General features: G+C 59.9%; 20 protein-coding genes. 4 read left to right on the top strand and 16 right to left on the bottom strand.

The genetic code is table 11. From position 1 onward, the window contains the following. Positions 1-25 precede the first annotated feature (25 nt). From ACM6IK_RS11585 to ACM6IK_RS11550, 8 genes are all read right to left on the bottom strand, one after another. Positions 26-415: a carboxymuconolactone decarboxylase family protein gene (locus ACM6IK_RS11585; protein ID WP_008059553.1), complete on the bottom strand. Its 390-nt coding sequence runs from the start codon at positions 413-415 to the stop codon at positions 26-28. Positions 416-434: 19 nt separating this feature from the next. Beyond that, positions 435-1,886 carry an NAD-dependent succinate-semialdehyde dehydrogenase gene (locus ACM6IK_RS11580; RefSeq protein WP_414874421.1) on the bottom strand — a complete coding sequence of 484 codons (1,452 nt, stop codon included), beginning with the start codon at positions 1,884-1,886 and terminating at the stop codon, positions 435-437. Between the two features lie 167 nt (positions 1,887-2,053). Continuing rightward, positions 2,054-2,539: a flavin reductase family protein gene (locus ACM6IK_RS11575; protein WP_090456302.1), complete on the bottom strand. Its 486-nt coding sequence runs from the start codon at positions 2,537-2,539 to the stop codon at positions 2,054-2,056. Between the two features lie 12 nt (positions 2,540-2,551). Continuing rightward, positions 2,552-4,033, bottom strand: coding sequence for an aldehyde dehydrogenase (locus ACM6IK_RS11570; RefSeq protein WP_414874420.1), 1,482 nt, complete (start codon positions 4,031-4,033; stop codon positions 2,552-2,554). After that, positions 4,030-4,863, bottom strand: coding sequence for an alpha/beta fold hydrolase (locus ACM6IK_RS11565; protein ID WP_277536880.1), 834 nt, complete (start codon positions 4,861-4,863; stop codon positions 4,030-4,032). Before ACM6IK_RS11565 ends, ACM6IK_RS11570 begins: the two co-directional genes overlap by 4 nt. A 44-nt stretch (positions 4,864-4,907) precedes the next feature. Then, positions 4,908-5,498: an amino acid synthesis family protein gene (locus ACM6IK_RS11560; RefSeq protein WP_414874419.1), complete on the bottom strand. Its 591-nt coding sequence runs from the start codon at positions 5,496-5,498 to the stop codon at positions 4,908-4,910. 252 nt (positions 5,499-5,750) lie between these two features. Then, complete coding sequence (locus ACM6IK_RS11555) at positions 5,751-6,383, bottom strand: response regulator (protein WP_414874418.1); 633 nt, start codon at positions 6,381-6,383, stop codon at positions 5,751-5,753. 32 nt (positions 6,384-6,415) lie between these two features. Continuing rightward, complete coding sequence (locus ACM6IK_RS11550) at positions 6,416-7,780, bottom strand: cache domain-containing protein (protein ID WP_108219712.1); 1,365 nt, start codon at positions 7,778-7,780, stop codon at positions 6,416-6,418. A 388-nt stretch (positions 7,781-8,168) separates the two neighbouring features. Between ACM6IK_RS11550 and ACM6IK_RS11545 the strand changes: the two genes are divergently transcribed. Both ACM6IK_RS11545 and ACM6IK_RS11540 read left to right on the top strand, forming a co-directional pair. Next, positions 8,169-10,226, top strand: a complete 2,058-nt coding sequence (locus ACM6IK_RS11545) for a carbon starvation CstA family protein (RefSeq protein ID WP_218432024.1) — start codon at positions 8,169-8,171, stop codon at positions 10,224-10,226. Positions 10,227-10,228: 2 nt separating this feature from the next. Beyond that, a complete protein-coding gene (locus ACM6IK_RS11540) occupies positions 10,229-10,426 on the top strand; it encodes a YbdD/YjiX family protein (RefSeq protein ID WP_007976534.1) in 198 nt (65 codons plus the stop codon). Positions 10,427-10,678: 252 nt separating this feature from the next. Here ACM6IK_RS11540 and ACM6IK_RS11535 read toward each other — a convergent pair whose 3' ends face one another. The 6 genes from ACM6IK_RS11535 to ACM6IK_RS11510 form a co-directional block, all read right to left on the bottom strand. Then, positions 10,679-11,059 carry a hypothetical protein gene (locus ACM6IK_RS11535; protein WP_414874417.1) on the bottom strand — a complete coding sequence of 127 codons (381 nt, stop codon included), beginning with the start codon at positions 11,057-11,059 and terminating at the stop codon, positions 10,679-10,681. A 409-nt stretch (positions 11,060-11,468) separates the two neighbouring features. Next, positions 11,469-11,858 carry a hypothetical protein gene (locus tag ACM6IK_RS11530; RefSeq protein ID WP_414874416.1) on the bottom strand — a complete coding sequence of 130 codons (390 nt, stop codon included), beginning with the start codon at positions 11,856-11,858 and terminating at the stop codon, positions 11,469-11,471. 219 nt (positions 11,859-12,077) lie between these two features. Further along, a complete protein-coding gene (locus ACM6IK_RS11525; protein WP_414874415.1) occupies positions 12,078-12,455 on the bottom strand; it encodes a hypothetical protein in 378 nt (125 codons plus the stop codon). Continuing rightward, entirely contained in the window at positions 12,452-13,864 is a 1,413-nt protein-coding gene (locus ACM6IK_RS11520; protein WP_414874414.1) for a PAAR domain-containing protein, read from the bottom strand. The genes ACM6IK_RS11525 and ACM6IK_RS11520 overlap by 4 nt, the downstream gene beginning before the upstream one ends. Continuing rightward, positions 13,861-14,088 carry a hypothetical protein gene (locus tag ACM6IK_RS11515; RefSeq protein ID WP_414873188.1) on the bottom strand — a complete coding sequence of 76 codons (228 nt, stop codon included), beginning with the start codon at positions 14,086-14,088 and terminating at the stop codon, positions 13,861-13,863. The genes ACM6IK_RS11520 and ACM6IK_RS11515 overlap by 4 nt, the downstream gene beginning before the upstream one ends. 246 nt (positions 14,089-14,334) lie before the next feature. Further along, on the bottom strand, positions 14,335-14,667 hold the full coding sequence (locus ACM6IK_RS11510; RefSeq protein ID WP_414874413.1) for a hypothetical protein: 333 nt from the start codon (positions 14,665-14,667) through the stop codon (positions 14,335-14,337). Between the two features lie 309 nt (positions 14,668-14,976). Between ACM6IK_RS11510 and katG the strand changes: the two genes are divergently transcribed. Further along, positions 14,977-17,193, top strand: coding sequence for a catalase/peroxidase HPI (gene katG / locus ACM6IK_RS11505; RefSeq protein ID WP_414874412.1), 2,217 nt, complete (start codon positions 14,977-14,979; stop codon positions 17,191-17,193). Positions 17,194-17,477: 284 nt separating this feature from the next. On the opposite strand, the gene ACM6IK_RS11500 is transcribed toward katG, so the two are convergent. Beyond that, positions 17,478-17,909, bottom strand: a complete 432-nt coding sequence (locus ACM6IK_RS11500; RefSeq protein ID WP_414874411.1) for a glycine zipper domain-containing protein — start codon at positions 17,907-17,909, stop codon at positions 17,478-17,480. A 417-nt stretch (positions 17,910-18,326) separates the two neighbouring features. Here ACM6IK_RS11500 and ACM6IK_RS11495 point away from each other — a divergent pair, with 417 nt between their 5' ends. Further along, positions 18,327-18,779: a cupin domain-containing protein gene (locus tag ACM6IK_RS11495; RefSeq protein WP_414874410.1), complete on the top strand. Its 453-nt coding sequence runs from the start codon at positions 18,327-18,329 to the stop codon at positions 18,777-18,779. Positions 18,780-18,786: 7 nt separating this feature from the next. Here the strand turns inward: ACM6IK_RS11495 and ACM6IK_RS11490 are convergent, their stop codons facing one another. Next, positions 18,787-19,674 carry a LysR family transcriptional regulator gene (locus tag ACM6IK_RS11490; protein WP_414874409.1) on the bottom strand — a complete coding sequence of 296 codons (888 nt, stop codon included), beginning with the start codon at positions 19,672-19,674 and terminating at the stop codon, positions 18,787-18,789. Positions 19,675-19,885 lie beyond the last annotated feature (211 nt).

The raw sequence follows: 19,885 nt of genomic DNA, 5'->3' as shown, positions 1-19,885 counted from the left end.
TGCTCTGTCATCAAACAGCCAAGGGTTAACTGGAGGCCTCGGCATCGGCTTCGGCGAAGGCTTCACGGGCGAGCCGGAAACTGTCTACGGCAGCGGGGACACCGCAATAAATGCCGACCTGAAGCAATATTTCGCGTATTTGCTCACGACTCAGGCCGTTACGCAAGGCGCCGCGCACATGCAGCTTGAGTTCGTGGGGCCGGTTGAGGGCCGAGATCATCGCCAGGTTGATCATGCTGCGCTCCTTGAGCGACAAACCCTCACGGCCCCAGACATGACCCCAACAATATTCGGTGACCATTTCCTGCAATGGCCGGGTGAAGTCGTCGGCGTTCTCGATGGAACGATTGACGTAGGCCTCGCCCAGCACCTGGGTGCGGATCTTCAGGCCTTTTTCGTATTTTTCGTTGCTCATTTGCGTAGCTCCCGTGGGCTCAGAGGCCGCCCATCAAGGTGTATTTGAGTTCCAGGTAATCCTCGATGCCGTACTTCGACCCTTCGCGGCCCAGCCCCGAGGACTTGATGCCGCCAAACGGCGCGACTTCGGTGGAAATCAGCCCTTCGTTGATCCCGACCATGCCGTACTCCAATGCTTCGCTCATGCGCCAGGCGCGGCCCAGGTCGCGGGTATAGCAGTAGGCGGCCAGGCCGAATTCGGTGTCGTTGGCCATCTCGACGGCCTGGGCCTCGGTGTCGAAACGGAACACCGCTGCCAGTGGGCCGAAGGTTTCTTCTTGGGCGACTTTCATTTGCGTGGTAACGCCCGCCAGAACGGTTGGCTGGAAGAAGCCGTTGCCCAATGCATGGCGTTCACCGCCGCACAGCAGTTGTGCGCCGTGGGCCAGCGCGTCTTGCACATGGTCTTCGACCTTGGCCACGGCACGCTCGTTGATCAGCGGTCCTTGGGTGACACCCGCGTCAAAGCCGCTGCCGACCTTGAGTTGCGAAACCCGCTCGGTCAGGCGCGCCACAAAGGCGTCGTGGATACCGGCCTGGACCAGGAAGCGATTGACGCAGACGCAGGTCTGCCCGGCGTTGCGGAATTTGGCGATCAGTGCGCCGTCAACGGCACGCTCCAGGTCGGCATCGTCGAAGACAATGAACGGCGCGTTGCCGCCCAGTTCCAGCGAGACTTTTTTCAGCGTCGGCGCGCACTGGGCCATCAGCAATTTGCCGATGGCAGTGGAACCGGTGAACGACAGTTTGCGCACCTTCGGGCTGGCGGTCAGCTCGGCGCCGATAGCGATGGCGTCGCCGGTGATCACGTTGAAAATGCCCGCTGGAATCCCGGCCTGTTCCGCCAGTGCGGCCATGGCCAGTGCGGAGAATGGCGTTTCCGGGGCCGGTTTGACGATGCACGGGCAACCGGCGGCCAGTGCCGGGCCGGCTTTGCGGGTGATCATCGCCGCCGGGAAGTTCCACGGCGTGATGGCCGCGACCACGCCAATCGGCTCCTTGCTGACCACGATGCGCGCGTCGCCCTTGTGGCTGGGAATGGTGTCGCCATAGATCCGTTTGGCTTCCTCGGCGAACCACTCGATGAAGCTCGCGGCGTAGAGGATTTCGCCTTTGGCTTCAGTCAGTGGCTTGCCTTGTTCGAGGGTGAGGATCTCGGCCAGGGCGTCGGCGTTTTCCAGCATCAAGGCATGCCAGCGCTTGAGGGTATTGCTGCGTTCCTTGGCGGTCAGTGCGCGCCAGGCCGGCCAGGCCTTGTTGGCGGCCTCGATGGCCAGGCGCGCTTGCTCGGCACCCAGGTTCGGCACCTGGCCGATGAGTTCACCGGTGGCCGGATTGAAGATGTCCTGACAGGCGCCATCCGGCGCGTCCAGCCATTGGCCGTTGATGTAGGCCTGTTGGCGGAACAGTAACGAGGCTGCTGGGCTCATGCCGGCTCCTGAGAAAATTGAAAGTGGCTGCTCTGCTTTACCTGTGGGAGCGAGCTTGCTCGCGATAGCGGTGTATCAGTCGACATACATGTTGAATGTCAGTCCGTCATCGCGAGCAAGCTCGCTCCCACAAGGGATTGGCTCCCACAGGGTTTTGTGTGTAGGCATCAGGCCAGGGTGGGCAACGGGCCCAGCTTGCCTTTGTGGTAGATCATCGGCGTGACCGGTTGCGCGGGCAGGATCAGGTTCTTCACCGCGCCGACGATGATCGCGTGATCGCCGCCGTCGTATTCGCGCCACAGCTCGCACTCGATGATCGCCGTGGCCTTGGCAAGAATCGGGTTGCCCAGTTCGCTCAAGTGCCACTCGATGCCTTTGGCCTTGTCTTTGCCTTTACCGGCGAAGGCATAGGCTTCGGCGGTCTGGTCGGCGGACAGCAGGTGAATCGCGAACTGCTTGCTGTCGCGCAGCACCGGGTAGGTGTCGGAGCCGTAGTTGGGGCAGAACAGCACCAGTGCCGGGTCGATCGACAGCGCACTGAAGGCGCTGGCGGTGATGCCGACGATGCCGCCGTCCGGGTCCAGGGTGGTGACCACCGTGACCCCGGACGGGAACGAGCTCATGACGTCTTTGTAAATGCCGGGTTCGATCATTTTCCAGGACTCCTAGCGCATCACGAAGGGATCAGGCATCGGTGCCTGGGACAGGTTGATCCACACCGTTTTCAGCTCGGTGTAGGCCAGCACCGAATCGATGCCGCTTTCGCGTCCATAGCCACTGTTCTTGAAGCCGCCGATCGGCGCCATGGCCGAGACCGCGCGATAGGTGTTGACCCAGATGATCCCCGAACGCACGTCCCGGGCCAGGCGATGGGCGCGGCCCAGGTCGCGGGTCCAGATGCCGGCGGCGAGGCCGAACTGTGAGTCGTTGGCAATCGCCAGGGCCTCGGCTTCGTCCTTGAAACGGATGACCGAAGCCACCGGGCCAAAGACTTCTTCCTGCATGATCTTCATCGAGTTGCGGTCGCACTCGAACAGCGTCGGCTCATAGAACCAGCCGTCGCCCAGATTGGCCGGACGCTTGCCGCCCAGACGCAGGCGCGCGCCTTCGGCAATCGCATCGGCCACCAGGCCTTCGACCACGGCCAGTTGCTGCGCGGTGGCCATCGGGCCCATTTCGCTGCTGTCGTCCTGCGGGTTGCCAATGCGGATGCGCCGGGCGCGTTCCACCAGACGGCCGACGAACTCGTCGTAGATCTCGTCCTGCACCAGCAAGCGCGAACCGGAGACGCAGCTCTGCCCGGAGGCGGCATAGATCCCGGCGATGGCACCGTTGATCGCGCTGTCGAGGTCGGCGTCGGCGAAGATGATGTTCGGCGATTTGCCACCCAGTTCCAGCGACAGCTTGGCGAAATTCTCCGCGCTGCTGCGCACCACATGCCGGGCCGTGGCCGCGCCGCCGGTGAAGGCGATCTTGCGGATCAGCGGATGGCGGGTGAGGGCGGCGCCGGTGCTTGGGCCATAACCGGTGACGACGTTGACCACGCCCGGCGGGATCCCGGCTTCCAGCGCCAGGCGCGCCAGTTCGAGGATGGTCGCCGAGGCGTGTTCCGACGGCTTGATCACGATGGTGTTGCCCGCGGCAAGGGCCGGGGCCAGTTTGATCGCCGTCAGGTACAGCGGGCTGTTCCACGGAATGATCGCCGCGACCACGCCCATGGCTTCGTGCACGGTGTAGGCAAACAGGTCCGGCTTGTCCAGCGGCAGGGTGCCGCCTTCGAGCTTGTCCGCCAGGCCTGCGGTGTAGTGGAAGAACTCCGGCAGATAGCCGACCTGGCCACGGGTTTCGCGGATCAGCTTGCCGTTGTCGCGACTTTCCAGCTGCGCCAGTTGTTCTTTGTTCTCGGCGATCAGGTCGCCCAGGCGTCGCAGCAATTTGCCGCGCGCAGTGGCGGTCAAGCCGCGCCACGCCGGGCTGTCGAAAGCCGTCTGCGCTGCTTGCACAGCGCGCTCGACGTCGGCTTCGTCGGCGTCGGGCAGTTCCGCCCAAGGCTCGGCCAGCGCCGGGTTGAGGCTTTTGAAGGTCTTGCCGGACAGGGCATCGACCCATTCACCGCCGATGCACATCTGGAAGCGTGCGAGTGTCATGCAACGATCCCCTTGATCTGGTTTTGTTGGGAGTGCGCGGCCTGCAGAAACTCCAGCAACAGCTGGTTGACCAGGCGCGGAGACTCTACGGGCATCATATGCCGTTGCTCGGCGAGCACGGCAACGGTCGCACCGGGAATGCGTTCGGCCAGTTGCCGGGCCATTTCCGGGGTCGAACCGGGGTCCAGCTCGCCGGTGGCGATCAGCGTCGGCACCTGGATGCTGGCCAGGTCGTCGGCGCGGTACATGTCCTGGGTGGCGAACAGTTCATAAGTGGTCAGGTAGCCCTGGGGGTCATTGCCGGCCAGGGTCTGGCGAATCGCAGCGATCTGCGCCGGGTTCGCGGCCTGGTATTCGCGACTGAACCAGCGCGACAGCGCCGCTTCGGCATTCGCGTCCGGTCCGTGTTCGGCAGCCTGACTGGTGCGGGCGATGACCCCGGCGCGTTGTTCAGCGCTGCGGTTGAACACGCTGTTGAGCACCACCAGGCCTTCCAGGCGTTGCGGGTAGTGCAAGGCAAACGCCCGCGCCACCAGCCCGCCCATGGAAAAACCGATCACCGTGGCCTTGGGCAATTGCAGGTGGTCGAGCAGCTCCAGCAACTGGTCGGCATAGCCGAGCAGCGGCGTGCCGATCGAAGGGCGCGGACTGGCGCCATGGCCGAGCATGTCGTAGGCGATGACACGGTACTTCGTGGCCAGGCCAACGATCTGGCCTCCCCACATTTCTTTGTTCAGGCCCACGCCGTGGATCAAGACCACGGGCTGGCCTTGGCCGGTCGCCAGGTAACTGGTGCCAGCCGGGGTGAGTTCAGCGGTGAGCCGAATCATGGAGCGCTCCTGCAATGCCTTTTTGTTGTCGTTCTGCTGGCCGGTTACTGGGCGTTTTCAGCGGCCAGTTCTTCCAGGTCGATGTAGCGGTTGCCGATGCGCGGGTGCAGGCGGCCGCCGTCGGCGCAACCCAGGACCACAACGATTTCGTCGGCACGCGGGGCGTCTTCGATCTGCATTTCCAGGGTGATGTAGTGCGAACGCAGGCCTTCGTCGTCCTTGTGCATCATCGGGATCTGGATCGAGGTGCCCGGGCCGCCGCGCTTGTTGGTGAAGCTCAGGTAGCTCTTGGCCTTGACCGCTTCGCGGTAATGGTTGCCGAAGCGCAGGGTGTGGATCACCGCCGAAGCGTGTTCGATCTCGCCGTCGGCACCGACCACCGCAGCCTTGCCATAGGCCTCGATTTTCTCGGCTCCGCCGATGATGCCCACCAGGCGCTCGACCATCAGTGCGCCGAGGTCGGAGCAGTTGGCGCGGATCTGTGGTTTGAGGTCTTCGACGAAACCGTTGCCCACCCAGGGGTTTTTCATCACCACGGCCAGACCGACCATGGTCACGGGCTTATCGGTGGCTTTGCCGCCTTCGATAAAGGTTTCTTCGACATAGCTGACGATCTTGCGGATTTCGAAACTCATGGGCTGCTCCGTAGGAGGTTTTTGGTGTCTGTGCGTCTGATGGTATACCATAATACCTGAAGCACAAGTCCCCTGAATGAGTTTCTCGTCGGGTGGTGGGGTAAGTAAGAAATTTCAGACACAACGAACCTGTAGGAGCGAGCCTGCTCGCGATGGACGTCAACGATAACGCGTGCTTTCTGAATGCACGTGGTGCCTTCAAGTCCATCGCGAGCAGGCTCGCTCCTACAGGGGGCTGTGGTGTCTGGAGGGCTAGCGGGAAATAAGCCCGTGATCAATCGCGTACTTGACCAGTGCCGCCGGCTTGTCGATGTTGAGCTTGCGCCGAATGCTCAGCCGATGGGTTTCCACCGTGCGCACGCTGATGTCCAGTTCCCGGGCCATTTCCTTATTGTTCAACCCTTGCGCCATCTTCGACAGCACCTGGCTTTCCCTCGGGGTCAGTTCGTTGTCGGTGTTCCTGTCGGCGATCAGCCGCTGGGCGATTTCGGCGCTGTAGAAGGTGCCGCCGCTGCTGATGGCCTCGATGGCGGCGATGATTTCCCGTGACGGGGCGTTCTTCAGCACGTAGCCGCTGGCGCCGGAGCGCACCGACTCACTGACGTATTCGTAGTTGTCGTACATGCTCAGCACCAGCACCTTGAGCGACGGGTATTGGCTGCGCAGCACGCGGGTCAGTTCCAGGCCGTTCATGTCCGGCAGGCTGATGTCGACCAGCAGCAGGTCCGGCTGACAACGTCCGACCATCTCGATGGCGTCGGCGCCGTTTTCCGCTTCACCGACCATTTCCAGGGGCGACATCACGGCCAGCAGTGCCTTGATGCCGTCGCGGACCAGGGAGTGATCGTCGACCAGGGCGACGCGGATCGGGGAGGGCAGGTTCATCGCAGTATTCACTCTTGTAGTTGTGCGCCGGCTTAGCGTTTGGCGCCAGGTTTCATCGGCAGCCGTACGTCCAGCTCACTTCTGCCCGGCATCGAGATCAGATCGAAGCGTCCGCCAAAATGCTCGACGCGTTCGCGGATGTTACGCAAACCAATGCCGGCCTGACGACGTTCGACCTGGGCGACGTTGAAACCGATGCCGTCATCGACCACGGTCAGCCGCACCGATTGTTCGCAGCCGCGCAGGGTAATGGACACGTTCTTCGCCTGCGCATGGCGTTCAATATTGGTCAGGCCTTCCTGGACAATGCGGAACAGTGCAACAGCGGCGCCGTCGACCAGTTGGCAGTCGAATTCATTTTCGTCATAGGTCACGGTCAGCCCGCTGCGCTGCTCGAATTCGGCGGCCAATTGGCCGATGGCCGCCGGCAGGCCGAGGGTGTCGAGCAAGGATGAGCGCAGGTCGTGGGAGAGACTGCGGACTTCACCGATGGCATCGCCCAGGCGCTCGGTGGCGTCCCTTAACGTGTTCAGGCCCTTGTCGTGGGCTTGTCCGCGTTCCAGCAGATGGCTGGCCAGTTCGAACTGAAACTTGATCGAGACCAGCACCTGGCTGATGCCATCGTGCAACTCGCGGGATACCCGGGATCGTTCTTCCTCCTGCAGGCTGACGATGCGTTGGGTCAGGCGTTGCAGTTTCTTGTCCGCCAGCCGATGTTCGCTGACGTTGAGGGTCATGCCGGTGGCGAACACGAACAGTACCGCGACCAGGGCGACCACGGCGATGGCCATCATGGTCTTGCGGATGCCCATGGCCACTTCGGCACGGGCCTGCTGGGTGGCGCGCTCGACGTCTTCGAGGTAGATGCCGGTGCCGAGCATCCAGCCCCAGCGATCGAGCATCACCACATAGGCAAGCTTGTCGGTCACCTGGCCGGAGGAGGGTTTGTTCCAGGCGTAGCGTTGAAAACCTTCGCCCGATTGCGCACTTTTGAGCAGCGCCTGGATCACCGGCAGGCCGTGGGGGTCTTTCATGTCCCACAGGTATTGGCCCACCAGTTCCGACTGACGCGCATGCATCAGGCTGCGGCCTTCGTGGTCGTAGACGAAGAAGTAGCCGTTGATGCCGAAGCTGAGCTTGCGCAGTTCTTCCAGCACTTGTTGCTGGGCGTGGGCATCGCCGTGGCCGTCGTCGTACAGCGGCTCGATCAGGCTCTGGGCCATTTCCACGTAGTTTTTCAGCTCCGCGCGCTTGCTCGCCAGAATGCTGTCTTCGATCAGTTGCGCCTGTTGGTCGCCCAATTGGCGGTTGAGGGATATCACCAGCGCGCAGATGACGGCAATGGCCAGCACCAGCGGCAGGATCCCGAGGGCGACGATCTTGTGTTTGAGCTGCATGTTGACTCCTGCCCGCGCGAAGGCTCGGGATCATATGCCATAGAGGCACCGGGACTGTAGCGTTGCTGGACGGAATGACCCGCTGGGGCTTGTAAAACCTGTAGGAGCGAGCCTGCTCGCGATGAGGGCGGCACATTCAGCATTAATGCGCCTGACTGTCCGCTATCGCGAGCAGGCTCGCTCCTACAGTTGATCGGGGGAGGCCCCGGATCCGGTGGTCAACCAACAGGAGATCGGCGTGTTCTACGTAGAACTACGTAGACACCACGTACGTAGTAACGCGGATTTATTTGTGGACGGCATGCGCAGATATTGGGCCAGCTCCGCACCGCGGACACAATTATAAAAATTACCGCCGCAGTCACTGGCTGTCGGCAGGAGACACGCTATGCCCCGTCTGGCTAAACACCTCGCCTGGTTTGCCGTGGCTGTCCTGGGAGCGATTGCGCTGAGTGTCGTGGCCCTGCGCCGCGGCGAAGCGATCAACGCCCTGTGGATCGTAGTCGCAGCCGTCGCCATCTACCTGGTTGCCTACCGCTACTACAGCCTGTTCATCGCCAATAAAGTGATGCAGCTCGATCCCAATCGGGCCACTCCGGCTGTGCTCAACAACGATGGTCTGGACTACGTGCCGACCAACAAACACGTACTGTTCGGTCACCACTTCGCGGCCATCGCCGGCGCAGGTCCGCTGGTCGGTCCGGTGCTGGCGGCGCAGATGGGCTACCTGCCCGGCACGCTGTGGCTGATCGCCGGCGTGGTGCTGGCCGGTGCGGTGCAGGACTTCATGGTCCTGTTCATGTCCACCCGCCGCAACGGTCGATCCCTGGGCGACATGGTCCGTGAAGAAATGGGCCGCATCCCCGGCACCATCGCACTGTTCGGCTGCTTCCTGATCATGATCATCATCCTCGCGGTGCTGGCGCTGATCGTGGTCAAAGCCCTGGCCGAAAGCCCGTGGGGCATTTTCACGGTGATGGCGACCATCCCGATCGCAATGTTCATGGGCATCTACATGCGCTACATCCGCCCCGGTCGCATCGGTGAGATCTCGGTGATCGGCGTGCTGTTGCTGCTCGGTTCGATCTGGCTGGGCGGGCAGATTGCCGCGGATCCGGTCTGGGCCAAGGCCTTTACCTTTACCGGTCTGCAGATCACCTGGATGCTGATCGGCTACGGTTTTGTCGCGGCGGTGTTGCCGGTGTGGCTGATTCTGGCGCCCCGTGACTACCTCTCGACCTTCCTGAAAATCGGCACCATCGTCGCCCTGGCCATCGGCATCCTGGTGACCATGCCCGAGCTGAAAATGCCGGCCCTGACCCAGTTCATCGACGGCACCGGCCCGGTGTGGAAGGGCGGCCTGTTCCCGTTCCTGTTCATCACCATCGCCTGTGGCGCGGTCTCGGGTTTCCACGCGCTGATCGCTTCCGGCACCACGCCGAAGCTGCTCGCCAGCGAAGGGCATGCCCGTTACATCGGTTACGGCGGCATGCTGATGGAATCGTTCGTGGCGATCATGGCCATGGTTGCGGCTTCCGTGATCGATCCGGGCGTGTACTTCGCCATGAACAGCCCGGCCGCCGTCGTCGGTGCCGACGCGGTGGCCGTTGCGCAAACTGTCAGCAGCTGGGGTTTTGCCATTACTCCGGAAGCCCTGCAAGCCGTGGCCCATGACATCGGTGAAACCACCATTCTGGCCCGTGCCGGCGGCGCGCCGACCCTGGCAGTCGGTATCGCGCAGATCCTGCACCACGTCCTGCCGGGTGAGAACACCATGGCGTTCTGGTACCACTTCGCGATCCTGTTTGAAGCATTGTTCATCCTGACCGCGGTCGACGCCGGTACCCGTGCCGGGCGTTTCATGCTCCAGGACTTGCTCGGCTCGTTCGTGCCAGCCCTGCGCCGCACCGAATCCTGGACCGCCAACCTGATCGCCACCGCCGGTTGCGTGGCCATGTGGGGTTATCTGCTGTATCAGGGCGTGATCGATCCATTGGGTGGCATCAACACCTTGTGGCCGCTGTTCGGCATCTCCAACCAGATGCTGGCCGGTATCGCGCTGATGCTTGGCACCGTGGTGCTGATCAAGATGAAGCGCCAGCGTTATGTCTGGGTCACCTTGCTGCCGGCGGTATGGCTGCTGATCTGCACCACGACCGCCGGTTTCATCAAGCTGTTCGATGCCAACCCGGCGATCGGCTTCCTCGCCCTGGCGAAGAAGTACAGCGATGCCCTGGCCAACGGTCAGGTGCTGGCCCCGGCCAAGAGCATCGACCAGATGCAGCACGTGATCTTCAACGCCTACACCAACGCAACGCTGACTGCGCTGTTCCTGTTCGTGGTGTTCAGCATCCTGTTCTTCGCACTCAAGGTCGGTATTGCCGCCTGGGGCACCAAGGAGCGTACGGATAAGGAAGCGCCATTCCACGCGCTGCCGGATGCCTGATCATGTTCAATGACCTGAGTCGCCTCGGCAAATACCTCGGTCAGGCCGCACGCCTGATGGTTGGCATGCCCGACTACGACAACTACGTCGAGCATATGCAGACCAAGCACCCGGACAAACCGGTGATGGACTACGAGGCGTTCTTCCGCGAACGTCAGGAGGCCCGTTACGGCAGTAAAGCCGGACCGAAGTGCTGTTGAGTGAAATAAAGAAATCGGCTGAGCAGACAGTGTGAAAGCCACTGAAGGCCAACCCAACAAATGCCCCGACAAGTCGGGGCATTTGTTTTTGATCTTGGCAGACCGCGTTTTCACATGGTCTGTTCCGGTGTCGTTTGCTTTTCGCAGTCCTGCTTCTTATCTTTCCTGGTGCACCGGCCTTTTATCAGTGGTGCACCAGGTTTCGACTGGAAATGCCGAGGGCCGTCTTCAATCTGGAATCGATGCACATAATTACTTGAATTTCACCAGCGCGAATGCAATTGCCCCCCAGATAACAATGATTCCCGATATCAAAATCTTGATTTTGAGAAGTTGTTTGAGGTGAGGCGGAAAATTCTTTACATCGTCAGGATCCATTTCACCAGTGCGAATTCCCGGCCCCGGCCACATCACCATTCCTGTGATTTTTGCCACCAACATGAGTCGCCCAAACCATCCTTGTTGTCGCAAACCCGCTCCCCAAACAACAATATGTCGACTATTTTCCAGAGCTTTCAACATGGAATCCAGATGACGCATCAAGTAAAGGCTGTAGGCAAAAGTACCAATACTTAACAGGAACGGCCCACCCACAACCAAAATGACAACCCAGAGACTCCAGGCGTTGATCACCGTTGCTTGGCCTCATACAGTTTCTCGCCCAAGAACTCTCCTGCAACACCTCCAGCTTCAGAACCCACCCATGCACCAGCCCCTACTATGGCCGCAACGCAGATAACGCCTCCAATCCCTGTGGATACCCCAAGCGCCAAGCAAACAGGGCCGCTAGCTATATATGCCAACTCTCCACCTCTATGGCCACCGATTGTCGACAACACAAATTTTCCTCCCTCCGTGAAAATGAAAAATAAATTGGTCCCGTTTTCGGCCCATCCTCCTCCAGACTGCTATATAGGTGACACCACAACTGGTCAAATTCATGTGGCGGAGGAACCCGATGCAACCGCCTTGTTGCAACAGTGCACCGGGCTTCGACTGGAAATGCCGAGGACTACTTCAACTTGGAAAGTCGTCCATTGAGTTATCTGAACTTCAGTAGAGCGTAGGTAATCGCCATCCAACTTAGAGTAATGATCGTCATTACTACGTTAATCATCAGAAGACGCTTCAGGTGGGGCGGGAAGTTTTCGATATCGATAGGGTCCACATCACCGAGGCGTATATACGCCCTCGGTCGCACTACCATCCCGGCAATTTTAGTGATCAGTACAAATCCCCCAAACCAGCCCCGCCCCCGCCATCCTGGCCCCCAAATGAAAATGTAGCGACTGTTTTTCAAGGCTTCCATCATGGCATCCAGATGACGACGGCTCAGGTACAGGCAGTAAGCAATGTTCATAGCCCCCAGCAGAATTGGACCGCCAGCAACAGTAACTGCAATCCATGGGGACCAAATGTCGATGCTGGTCATGGCTGTCTTATTTCAAACATTTTCTCACCTACGAATTCGCCCCCCATACCACCCGCTTCTGTCCCCACCCACGCGCTAACCCCTACCACGGCCCCAACGCAGATAACACCACCTATTGCCGTGGTAACCCCAAGCGCAAGGCAAATAGAGCCACTAATCAAAGGAGCTCCTGCCCCACCCGCAATCCCACCAATGGTGGATCCTTGGCTCCAAAAATTTTTAGATCCTCATCAATGCAACGTCAATTGCCATCCAAATCAGACTCACGAATATCAATAAAAGATTGATAGTCAGCATCCATCTCAAATGGGGAGGGAAGTTTTTAATATCGACAGGGTCCACATCACCGATGCGGATATATGCTGTAGACCAAACCACCATCCCTGCGATTTTTGAAACCAGAGCGATGCACCCAAACCAACCCTGATTTCGCAATGTAGGCCCCCAAATACAGATGTAACGACTGTTCTTCAGAGCTTCCATCATGGCGTCCAGGTGGCGGCCCAGGTATAGAGAGTATGCAATGGCGATCATCGCCAGCAGAAGTGGCCCTCCATCCACAATAATTACCGCCCAGACCGGCCAACTGCTGATCACGGCTGTATAGCCCTATATAAAGTGTCGCCATAGGCCTCTCCCTTTTCGCCACCAATGGTGGTTCCCTCCCAGGCACCAACTCCTACGATGGTCGCAGCGCAGACAACTCCCCAAATGCCAGTAGAAACTCCAAGCGCTAGACAAATAGGGCCAGCTGCCGAAGACGCTCCCCACCCACCTGCAATACCACCCAAAGTAGAACCGACAAATTTCCCCCCTTCAGTAAACCTGATCCTCTCGCAAGCAGTTCCAGAGTCACCAACACAAACCTCCTGAATAGCCAACAGCGAAGAAACCCCACCAATACCAATGCCGATGTAACCGCCGGTGCTCATGTACTTCGCCGCCCGACTGGTCGCATTCACGTGAGTGGCATACCCCGGTATCTGCCCCGGCGCACCGGCCTTGTCCCAGTGGTGCACCAGACTACGGCTGGAAATGCCGAGCGCCGTCTTCAACTTGGGGTGATCACCCAGGGTGGTCTGGCCACGCAGGCGAGTGGAGTTCAGCAAGTGGGCGTCCAGCTGGGCGAGCAGCCGCTGGCGTTCGGCGAAGAACTGCGGCGATCGCAGGTGGCCGTGCTGACGATAGCTGTCCTGATGCAGGCGCTCCATGGCTTGCAGGGTGTCACGCAGTCGGGTCAGGTGTTTTTCCATCACCACCGCGCTGACGCCGAGCCAGGTCGAAGTCTCGCCGGTAAAACTGGCGATTTCCGCCGCGTGGCGGAACATGAACTCGGCCTCCTCCGGCGTCAGGGGATCGAGGGCGGCCCTGACCTGCTGCGCGGCCTGCATCAGCTGGGCTTCCTGATAGGTGCAGGAGGTGTTGTTCGGGTCGCTCAGTACGATCAACGAGCCGGCTTTGATGTTGTCTGATACTGGGTTGAGTGCCCGAAACTTGCGCATCACGGCGGCATCGGGCGTGGCGAACAGCGTGGCCTCCAGGGCTTCCCGGGTCATGCTTTTGGCCACCACATGGAAGCCCGGTTCTTGAGGGTCTGCGCGGGCGAATATGACAGGCGCCGGTGGGTACGAAGGGGCGAAACCAGGCTGACGTGGCGCGGCCGGTTGACTGGTTGCCGCACTGGATACGGGTTGCACAACGCTCCTGTCCGTTCGCGGTGCGGAGTTAGCGTTGCGATAGGTCGCCGTGACCACAGAAGGGATCAGCCGGGCCTTGCAGGGGCAATCGCTGTGGCTGTCCAGCGTGCCCGCCATGGCTTTGCCATGACTGATCATGTGCGAAATGCCACCGACAATTTTGTAAGTCTTGCCGTCCTTGCCACAGGTGACTCGATCACCCTCGCGGGCATGGGCAATGCCGTACATCATGATCCGGGTGTCACCATCCAGGACCTTGCCGCCACAGGTGGTCTTGTCATGCAGGCCAATGAAATGTCCGTCGTTCATTGATGTTCTTCCTCCTTGATGGAAGGCAGAAAGTCCTCGGTTGCGATTCGGTAAATGGCGTGAGCGGGGTGAGCTTCCATGTATGCCTGCCCCTGGCGAACAACTGCCAGAGCTTCGTCGCAAAAGTGCGCAAGCCGTTCTTCAGTGAAATGGGGGGCGTCAAAACTGCGAAGAAACTCAGCGGAGACTTCGTTGGTATACAAGGGGTGCACAGGTGCATTCATTTGCAACGTCCTTATCGTCATCGGTTTGAATTGCCTTTCCTTCTCATCTCGGCAGAAGCGCTGAGCAGAGGGAATATTGGGCGACGACGAATAAGACGGTGGGACGCGTGCTGAACGCAATCCAATGGCATAGCCAAAATGAACGAATAGGAATTTTCGCCATAACAAACAACCCATTTCCTACGGGGAAATTACACAGGCTGCGTGAAAACATAGCAATCTGCGGGACATCTCCCTAGATGTAAGTCATAAAGAAAAATGCTCCGTATCTTTCGATACGGAGCATTTTCTTTGAGCACCGTGCAAATTGCAGGTTTTCACACAGTCTGTGAACAGCCGGTTTTTTTTGAGTGTAGGAACGCCCTGAATGGCTCGGGCCGCGTGGCAATCCGAATCGTCGTTGCCACTTTTGTCCCGGGGCGTGGACGCATTGCCAACGTTTCGTTCATGAGGCTGATGATCCGGCCTGGCGATCTTGAGCGCCCGGTCGGCGACCTTGGCGTTATGCATCAGGCGACAGAACACGGCGGCGACGATGATCGACAGCAATGACCAGATCACAATGGCTTTGAGGAGCATGGCGAAACCTCTCGCGGCAAACAATTCTTACGATCGCACGCATCCTTGCAGCAAAGGCTACCTATCCATTGTGGCAGGTGTTCATGATCTTGCATTTGCTTGCAGATTTGAACTGTTTATCAGCTATCTCCAAAGATGAAGCGACAGTTTCCCGGACCGGTACTTTAATGGATGTTCTGGAGCGACTGATCACTGGGCCGTCATAGCCTTGAGGCTATGGATCCCATACCGAAAAGCTATTTCTTCAATCGGTGATCCGGATCCACGCTTAAGGATGATTAGCTGAAAACAAAATCAAGAGGAGATGCCATGTCAACTGAATCGAAATGCCCGTTCAATCACGCCGCTGCAGGCGGTGGCACGACGAACCGCGACTGGTGGCCGAACCAACTGAACCTGAAGATCTTGAGTCAACACTCGCCCAAATCTGACCCGTTGGGGGGCGACTTCAACTACGCCGAAGCCTTCAAGAGCCTGGACTTCCAGGCGTTGAAAAAAGACCTGACTGCGCTGATGACCGATTCTCAGGACTGGTGGCCGGCAGACTTCGGTCACTATGGGCCTTTCTTTATCCGCATGTCCTGGCACGCCGCAGGCACCTATCGCACCGGTGACGGCCGGGGTGGCGCCGGCTCCGGCCAGCAGCGCTTTGCACCGCTCAACAGCTGGCCCGACAACGTCAGCCTCGACAAGGCCCGTCGGCTGCTCTGGCCAATCAAGCAAAAGTACGGCAACAAAATCTCCTGGGCCGACCTGATCGTCCTCGCCGGCAACGTTGCACTGGAGGACATGGGCTTCAAGACCTTTGGTTTTTCCGCTGGCCGCCCGGATGTCTGGGAACCGGACGAAGACGTCTACTGGGGCTCGGAAAAAACGTGGCTGGGTGGCGACGTGCGGTACGGCAAAGATGCCGGGCAAAATCCCGCAGAACGCAATCTGGAATCCCCCCTCGCAGCCGTGCAGATGGGCCTGATTTACGTAAACCCCGAAGGCCCGGAAGGCAATTCTGATCCGGTCGCCGCCGGGCAGGACATCCGTGAAACCTTTGCGCGCATGGCCATGAACGACGAGGAAACCGTCGCGCTGATCGCGGGCGGTCACGCCTTCGGCAAAACCCACGGTGCAGGTCCCGTCGACCATGTCGGACCTGAGCCCGAAGCCGCCGGCCTCGAACTGCAGGGCCTGGGCTGGAAGAGCACGTTCGGTACCGGTAAAGGTGGCGACACCATCTCCAGCGGCCTGGAAGTGACCTGGACGACCACGCCAACCCGGTGGAGCAACAACTACCTGGAGAACCTGTTCGGTTACGAATGGGAGTTGACCAAGAGCCCGGCGGGGGCAAACCAGTGGAAGCCGAAAAACGGCGCTGGCGCCGGCACCATTCCGGATGCCCATGATCCGTCCAAACGGCGTGATCCGACCATGCTGACCACCGACCTGTCGCTACGCTTCGACCCGATCTATGAGCCGATTTCGCGGCGCTTCCTGGCCAATCCCGATCAACTGGCCGATGCCTTCGCCCGTGCCTGGTACAAGCTGATTCACCGTGACATGGGGCCGCTCTCACGCTACCTCGGCCCGGAAATGCCGAACGAAGAGCTGCTGTGGCAAGACCCGATCCCGGCCGTCGATCATCCGCTGGTCAATGACAGCGATGTGGCTGCGCTCAAGGGCAAGATTGCTGCCTCGGGGCTGTCAGTCTCGCAGCTGGTATCGACGGCCTGGGCGGCAGCGTCGACTTTCCGTGGCTCCGATAAACGCGGCGGTGCCAACGGTGGGCGTTTGCGTCTGGAGCCGCAGAAGTCCTGGCCGGTCAACCAGCCAGAGCAACTGGCCAGCGTGCTGGCAAAACTCGAAAGCATTCAGAAGGAGTTCAATAGCGCGCAATCGGGCGGCAAGAAAATCTCCCTGGCTGACCTGATCGTGCTCGCCGGTGGCGCGGGTGTCGAACAGGCGGCGAAAAACGCCGGCCACAGTGTGACAGTGCCGTTCAGCCCAGGACGTATGGACGCCAGTCAGGAAAAGACCGATGTCGAATCCTTCGGTTACCTTGAACCGATTGCCGACGGCTTCCGTAATTACCTGAAGCAACAGTACCGTGTGCCGGCCGAAAAATTGTTGATCGACAAGGCGCAACTGCTGACGCTCACCGCGCCGGAAATGACGGTGTTGCTGGGCGGCTTGCGTGTGTTGAACACCAATGTCGGCCAGAGCAGACACGGTGTGTTCACCACACGTCCGGAAGCCTTGACCAACGACTTCTTCACCAACCTGCTGGATATGGGCGTGGAGTGGAAGCCGGTATCGGATGCCCAGCAAGAGTATGAAGGGCGCGATCGCAAGACCGGCGCGCTGAAGTGGACCGGCACTCGAGTCGATCTGGTCTTCGGTTCCAATGCGCAGTTGCGCGCCTTGGCCGAATTCTATGCCTGCGCCGATGCGCAGCAGAAGTTCGTCAAGGACTTCGTTGCTGCGTGGACCAAAGTGATGAACCTGGATCGTTTCGACTTAAACCGTACTGCCTAGAGGAGATGTTGTCATAACGCTGGCATTACCGGCAAAAAGTGCCTCGACTCGCCCTCCGGCTCCTGCATCAGCGGAGGGCAGCCAGCGGCCATGAACCTTGACGATCAGGGTCCAGTCTTTGTGGCCGAGCTGCTTGGCGCCCCACATTGGATGCTCGCCAGCAGGTAGCATCATGGAGGCGCAATTGCGGCCACGTGTCGCCCCTGGCTGCCGCCAATATCGCCAGTTGCTCTTCGCGAGTGAAGGGGGCGACGTCATCTTCTTCCTGATCTCGGAATCCGAGATCAGTCGTCATGCTTGTGTTTATGTTTGTTCTTGTACTTGTTTTTATGCTTGTGGTCGTAGTTGTCGTTGTCGTTGTCGTTGGCCAGATTGTTGCCGATAGCACCACCTGCTGCGCCGCCCAGTCCAGCGCCGATCAGGCCACCGGTGGAACCACCAACACTGTTGCCGATTACCTGGCCACCCGCTGCACCGAGCCCCCCGCCAATGGCTGATTCGGTCTTGTTGCCACTCTTCGCAGATATTGCGCCCCCAGCTGCGCCACCTACGCCGGCTCCGATCGCAGCGCCAGTGCTACCTCCCATAGCCTGACCGACCGCGCTTCCAAGGGCGCCACCGACACCGCCACCGATTGCTGTGTTGGTGGCTTCGCCGGCGAGGGAGTACTGCGATACAAGGAGGCTTAGTGCAACGACAGTGAATGATTTACGCATCAGACAAACCTTTAGAAATACACAAGAACAGAAAAGTTTGTTGGTACGAAACAGTCAGGTCAACAGATATTCGACGGTGCATGAATTTGGATCAACCAATCTGTGATGAGTACAGCCGCTAGTTGATCAATTATGACCTGTGGGCACATACAAACCCCAAAGAGGGTTTTTTGAGGGCCTGAAGGCCGCGACCTGAGTGGGATCGGGTCGCGGTCACTTGATCTTCGCCATTGACCACGATGCCGTACCCGCCGATACGGGTTTGTATCAGCAGGTATCCGCAACGCCCACCGTTACCCGGGCATACAAAACCGGTGTTTCCCGACACCCGGGCGATACACGGCGGCCTTCAAATGGAATCACCGGCATCGCGCCACTTTCGGCGCGGCCTGGCGTGGTTCAACTGGAGGAAAGACAATGTCGCGTATCACCACCCGTCACACCCTCGGCAAGCTTGGTCTGGTTCTGGCCGCCGCAGGGCTCGCCACGGTAGCGAGCCTTGCTCAAGCCCAGGAAACACAACCGGCCCCGGCGATGAAAAGCTGGCAGCAGGGCCTGCACCGCACCGACCTGGTACGCGAAGACCTGGGCACCGCCGATCGCGAAGTCCTCCAGGTGGTCGTGGACTTCGATCCGGGCGTGACATCGCCCAGACATGCTCACCCCGGTGTCGAGGTGGCACACGTGATCAGCGGCGCCTTTGAATATCAACTGGAAGGGCAGGCACCGGTGACGCTCAAGGCCGGTGACTCGTTGTACATCCCCGAAGGTGTCGCCCATGTGGCGAAGAACGTGGGTCAGGGCAAAGCCTCGGAACTGGCAACCTACATCGTGAAGAAAGGCGAAGCACTGCTGATCCTGAAGGAGTAGGCGAGGGTCATTGCCGGCTGCAAACCTCCCACACGCAACCGCGCAGCCAGCGATGCGCCGGGTCGGCGTCCATGCGCGGGTGCCACAGCATCGAAACCGTGATCGGCGGCGTGGGGAACGGCAGGGCAAAGCAGTGCATCCCCTGGCACAGGTTGCCGACGTGCCGCTCGGGTACGCTGGCGACCAGGTCTGAAGCCCGCGCCAGTGCAATCGCCGAAGAGAAACCGGCGACGATGGTGATGATGTCGCGCTTGAGCCCCAGCTCATTCAAGGCGTCGTCCATGACGCCTTTTTCGTGGCCCCGACGTGAGACCAGAATGTGCCGGGCGGCGGCATAACGCTCAGGTGTCATTTCACCTTGAGTCAGTGGATGACCCTCACGCACGACGCCAATGAACCGATCGCGAAACAGCATTCGGGTCCGCACTTCCGGGCTGGTCGATTCGCCGATCACACCGGTTTCCAGATCCACCGAGCCTTCGCGCAGCAGGGTGCTGTCCTTGTTCAGCTTCTGCACGAAATTCAAGCGCACGCCGGGCGCTTCTTCGTTAATGCGGGCGATCAGTGGCGGTCCGAAATTTTCCACGAAGCCGTCGCTGGTGCGCAGGGTGAAAGTGCGCACCAGCTGCTTGAGATCGAGTGCCTCGGCAGGGCGCAGGACGGCTTCGGCGTCCTGCACGAGCACGCCGACGCGTTCACGCAACTCCAGCGCCCGAGGCGTGGGCACCAGTCCGCGCCCGGCCCGCACCAGCAGCGGATCGCCCGTGGTTTCGCGCAATCGCGCCAGCGCTCGGCTCATGGCTGACGGGCTCAGGTGTAAACGCTGTGCAGCGCGGGCCACGCTGCCTTCTTCGAGCAACACGTTCAGGGTGATCAACAGATTGAGGTCGGGCATCGGAATTACCTGTGGGAGCGGGCCCTGTGGCGAGGGGGCTTGTCGGAACGCCGCATCGCCCCGTTTGAGTGCGTAGCACTCACAAGATCTTTGGTGCATCAGAGATTTTGGGGCTGCTTCGCAACCCAACGGGGGCAAGCCCCCTCGCCACAGGTTCGCTCCCACACTGGTTTGTGGGTAGGTGGCGTTATATGCACGTATAAAGTGCAAA

This window comes from Pseudomonas sp. IT-196MI5, from assembly GCF_949767415.1.
Classification (GTDB): domain Bacteria; phylum Pseudomonadota; class Gammaproteobacteria; order Pseudomonadales; family Pseudomonadaceae; genus Aquipseudomonas.
This window is presented reverse-complemented; position numbering and strand designations above follow the sequence as displayed.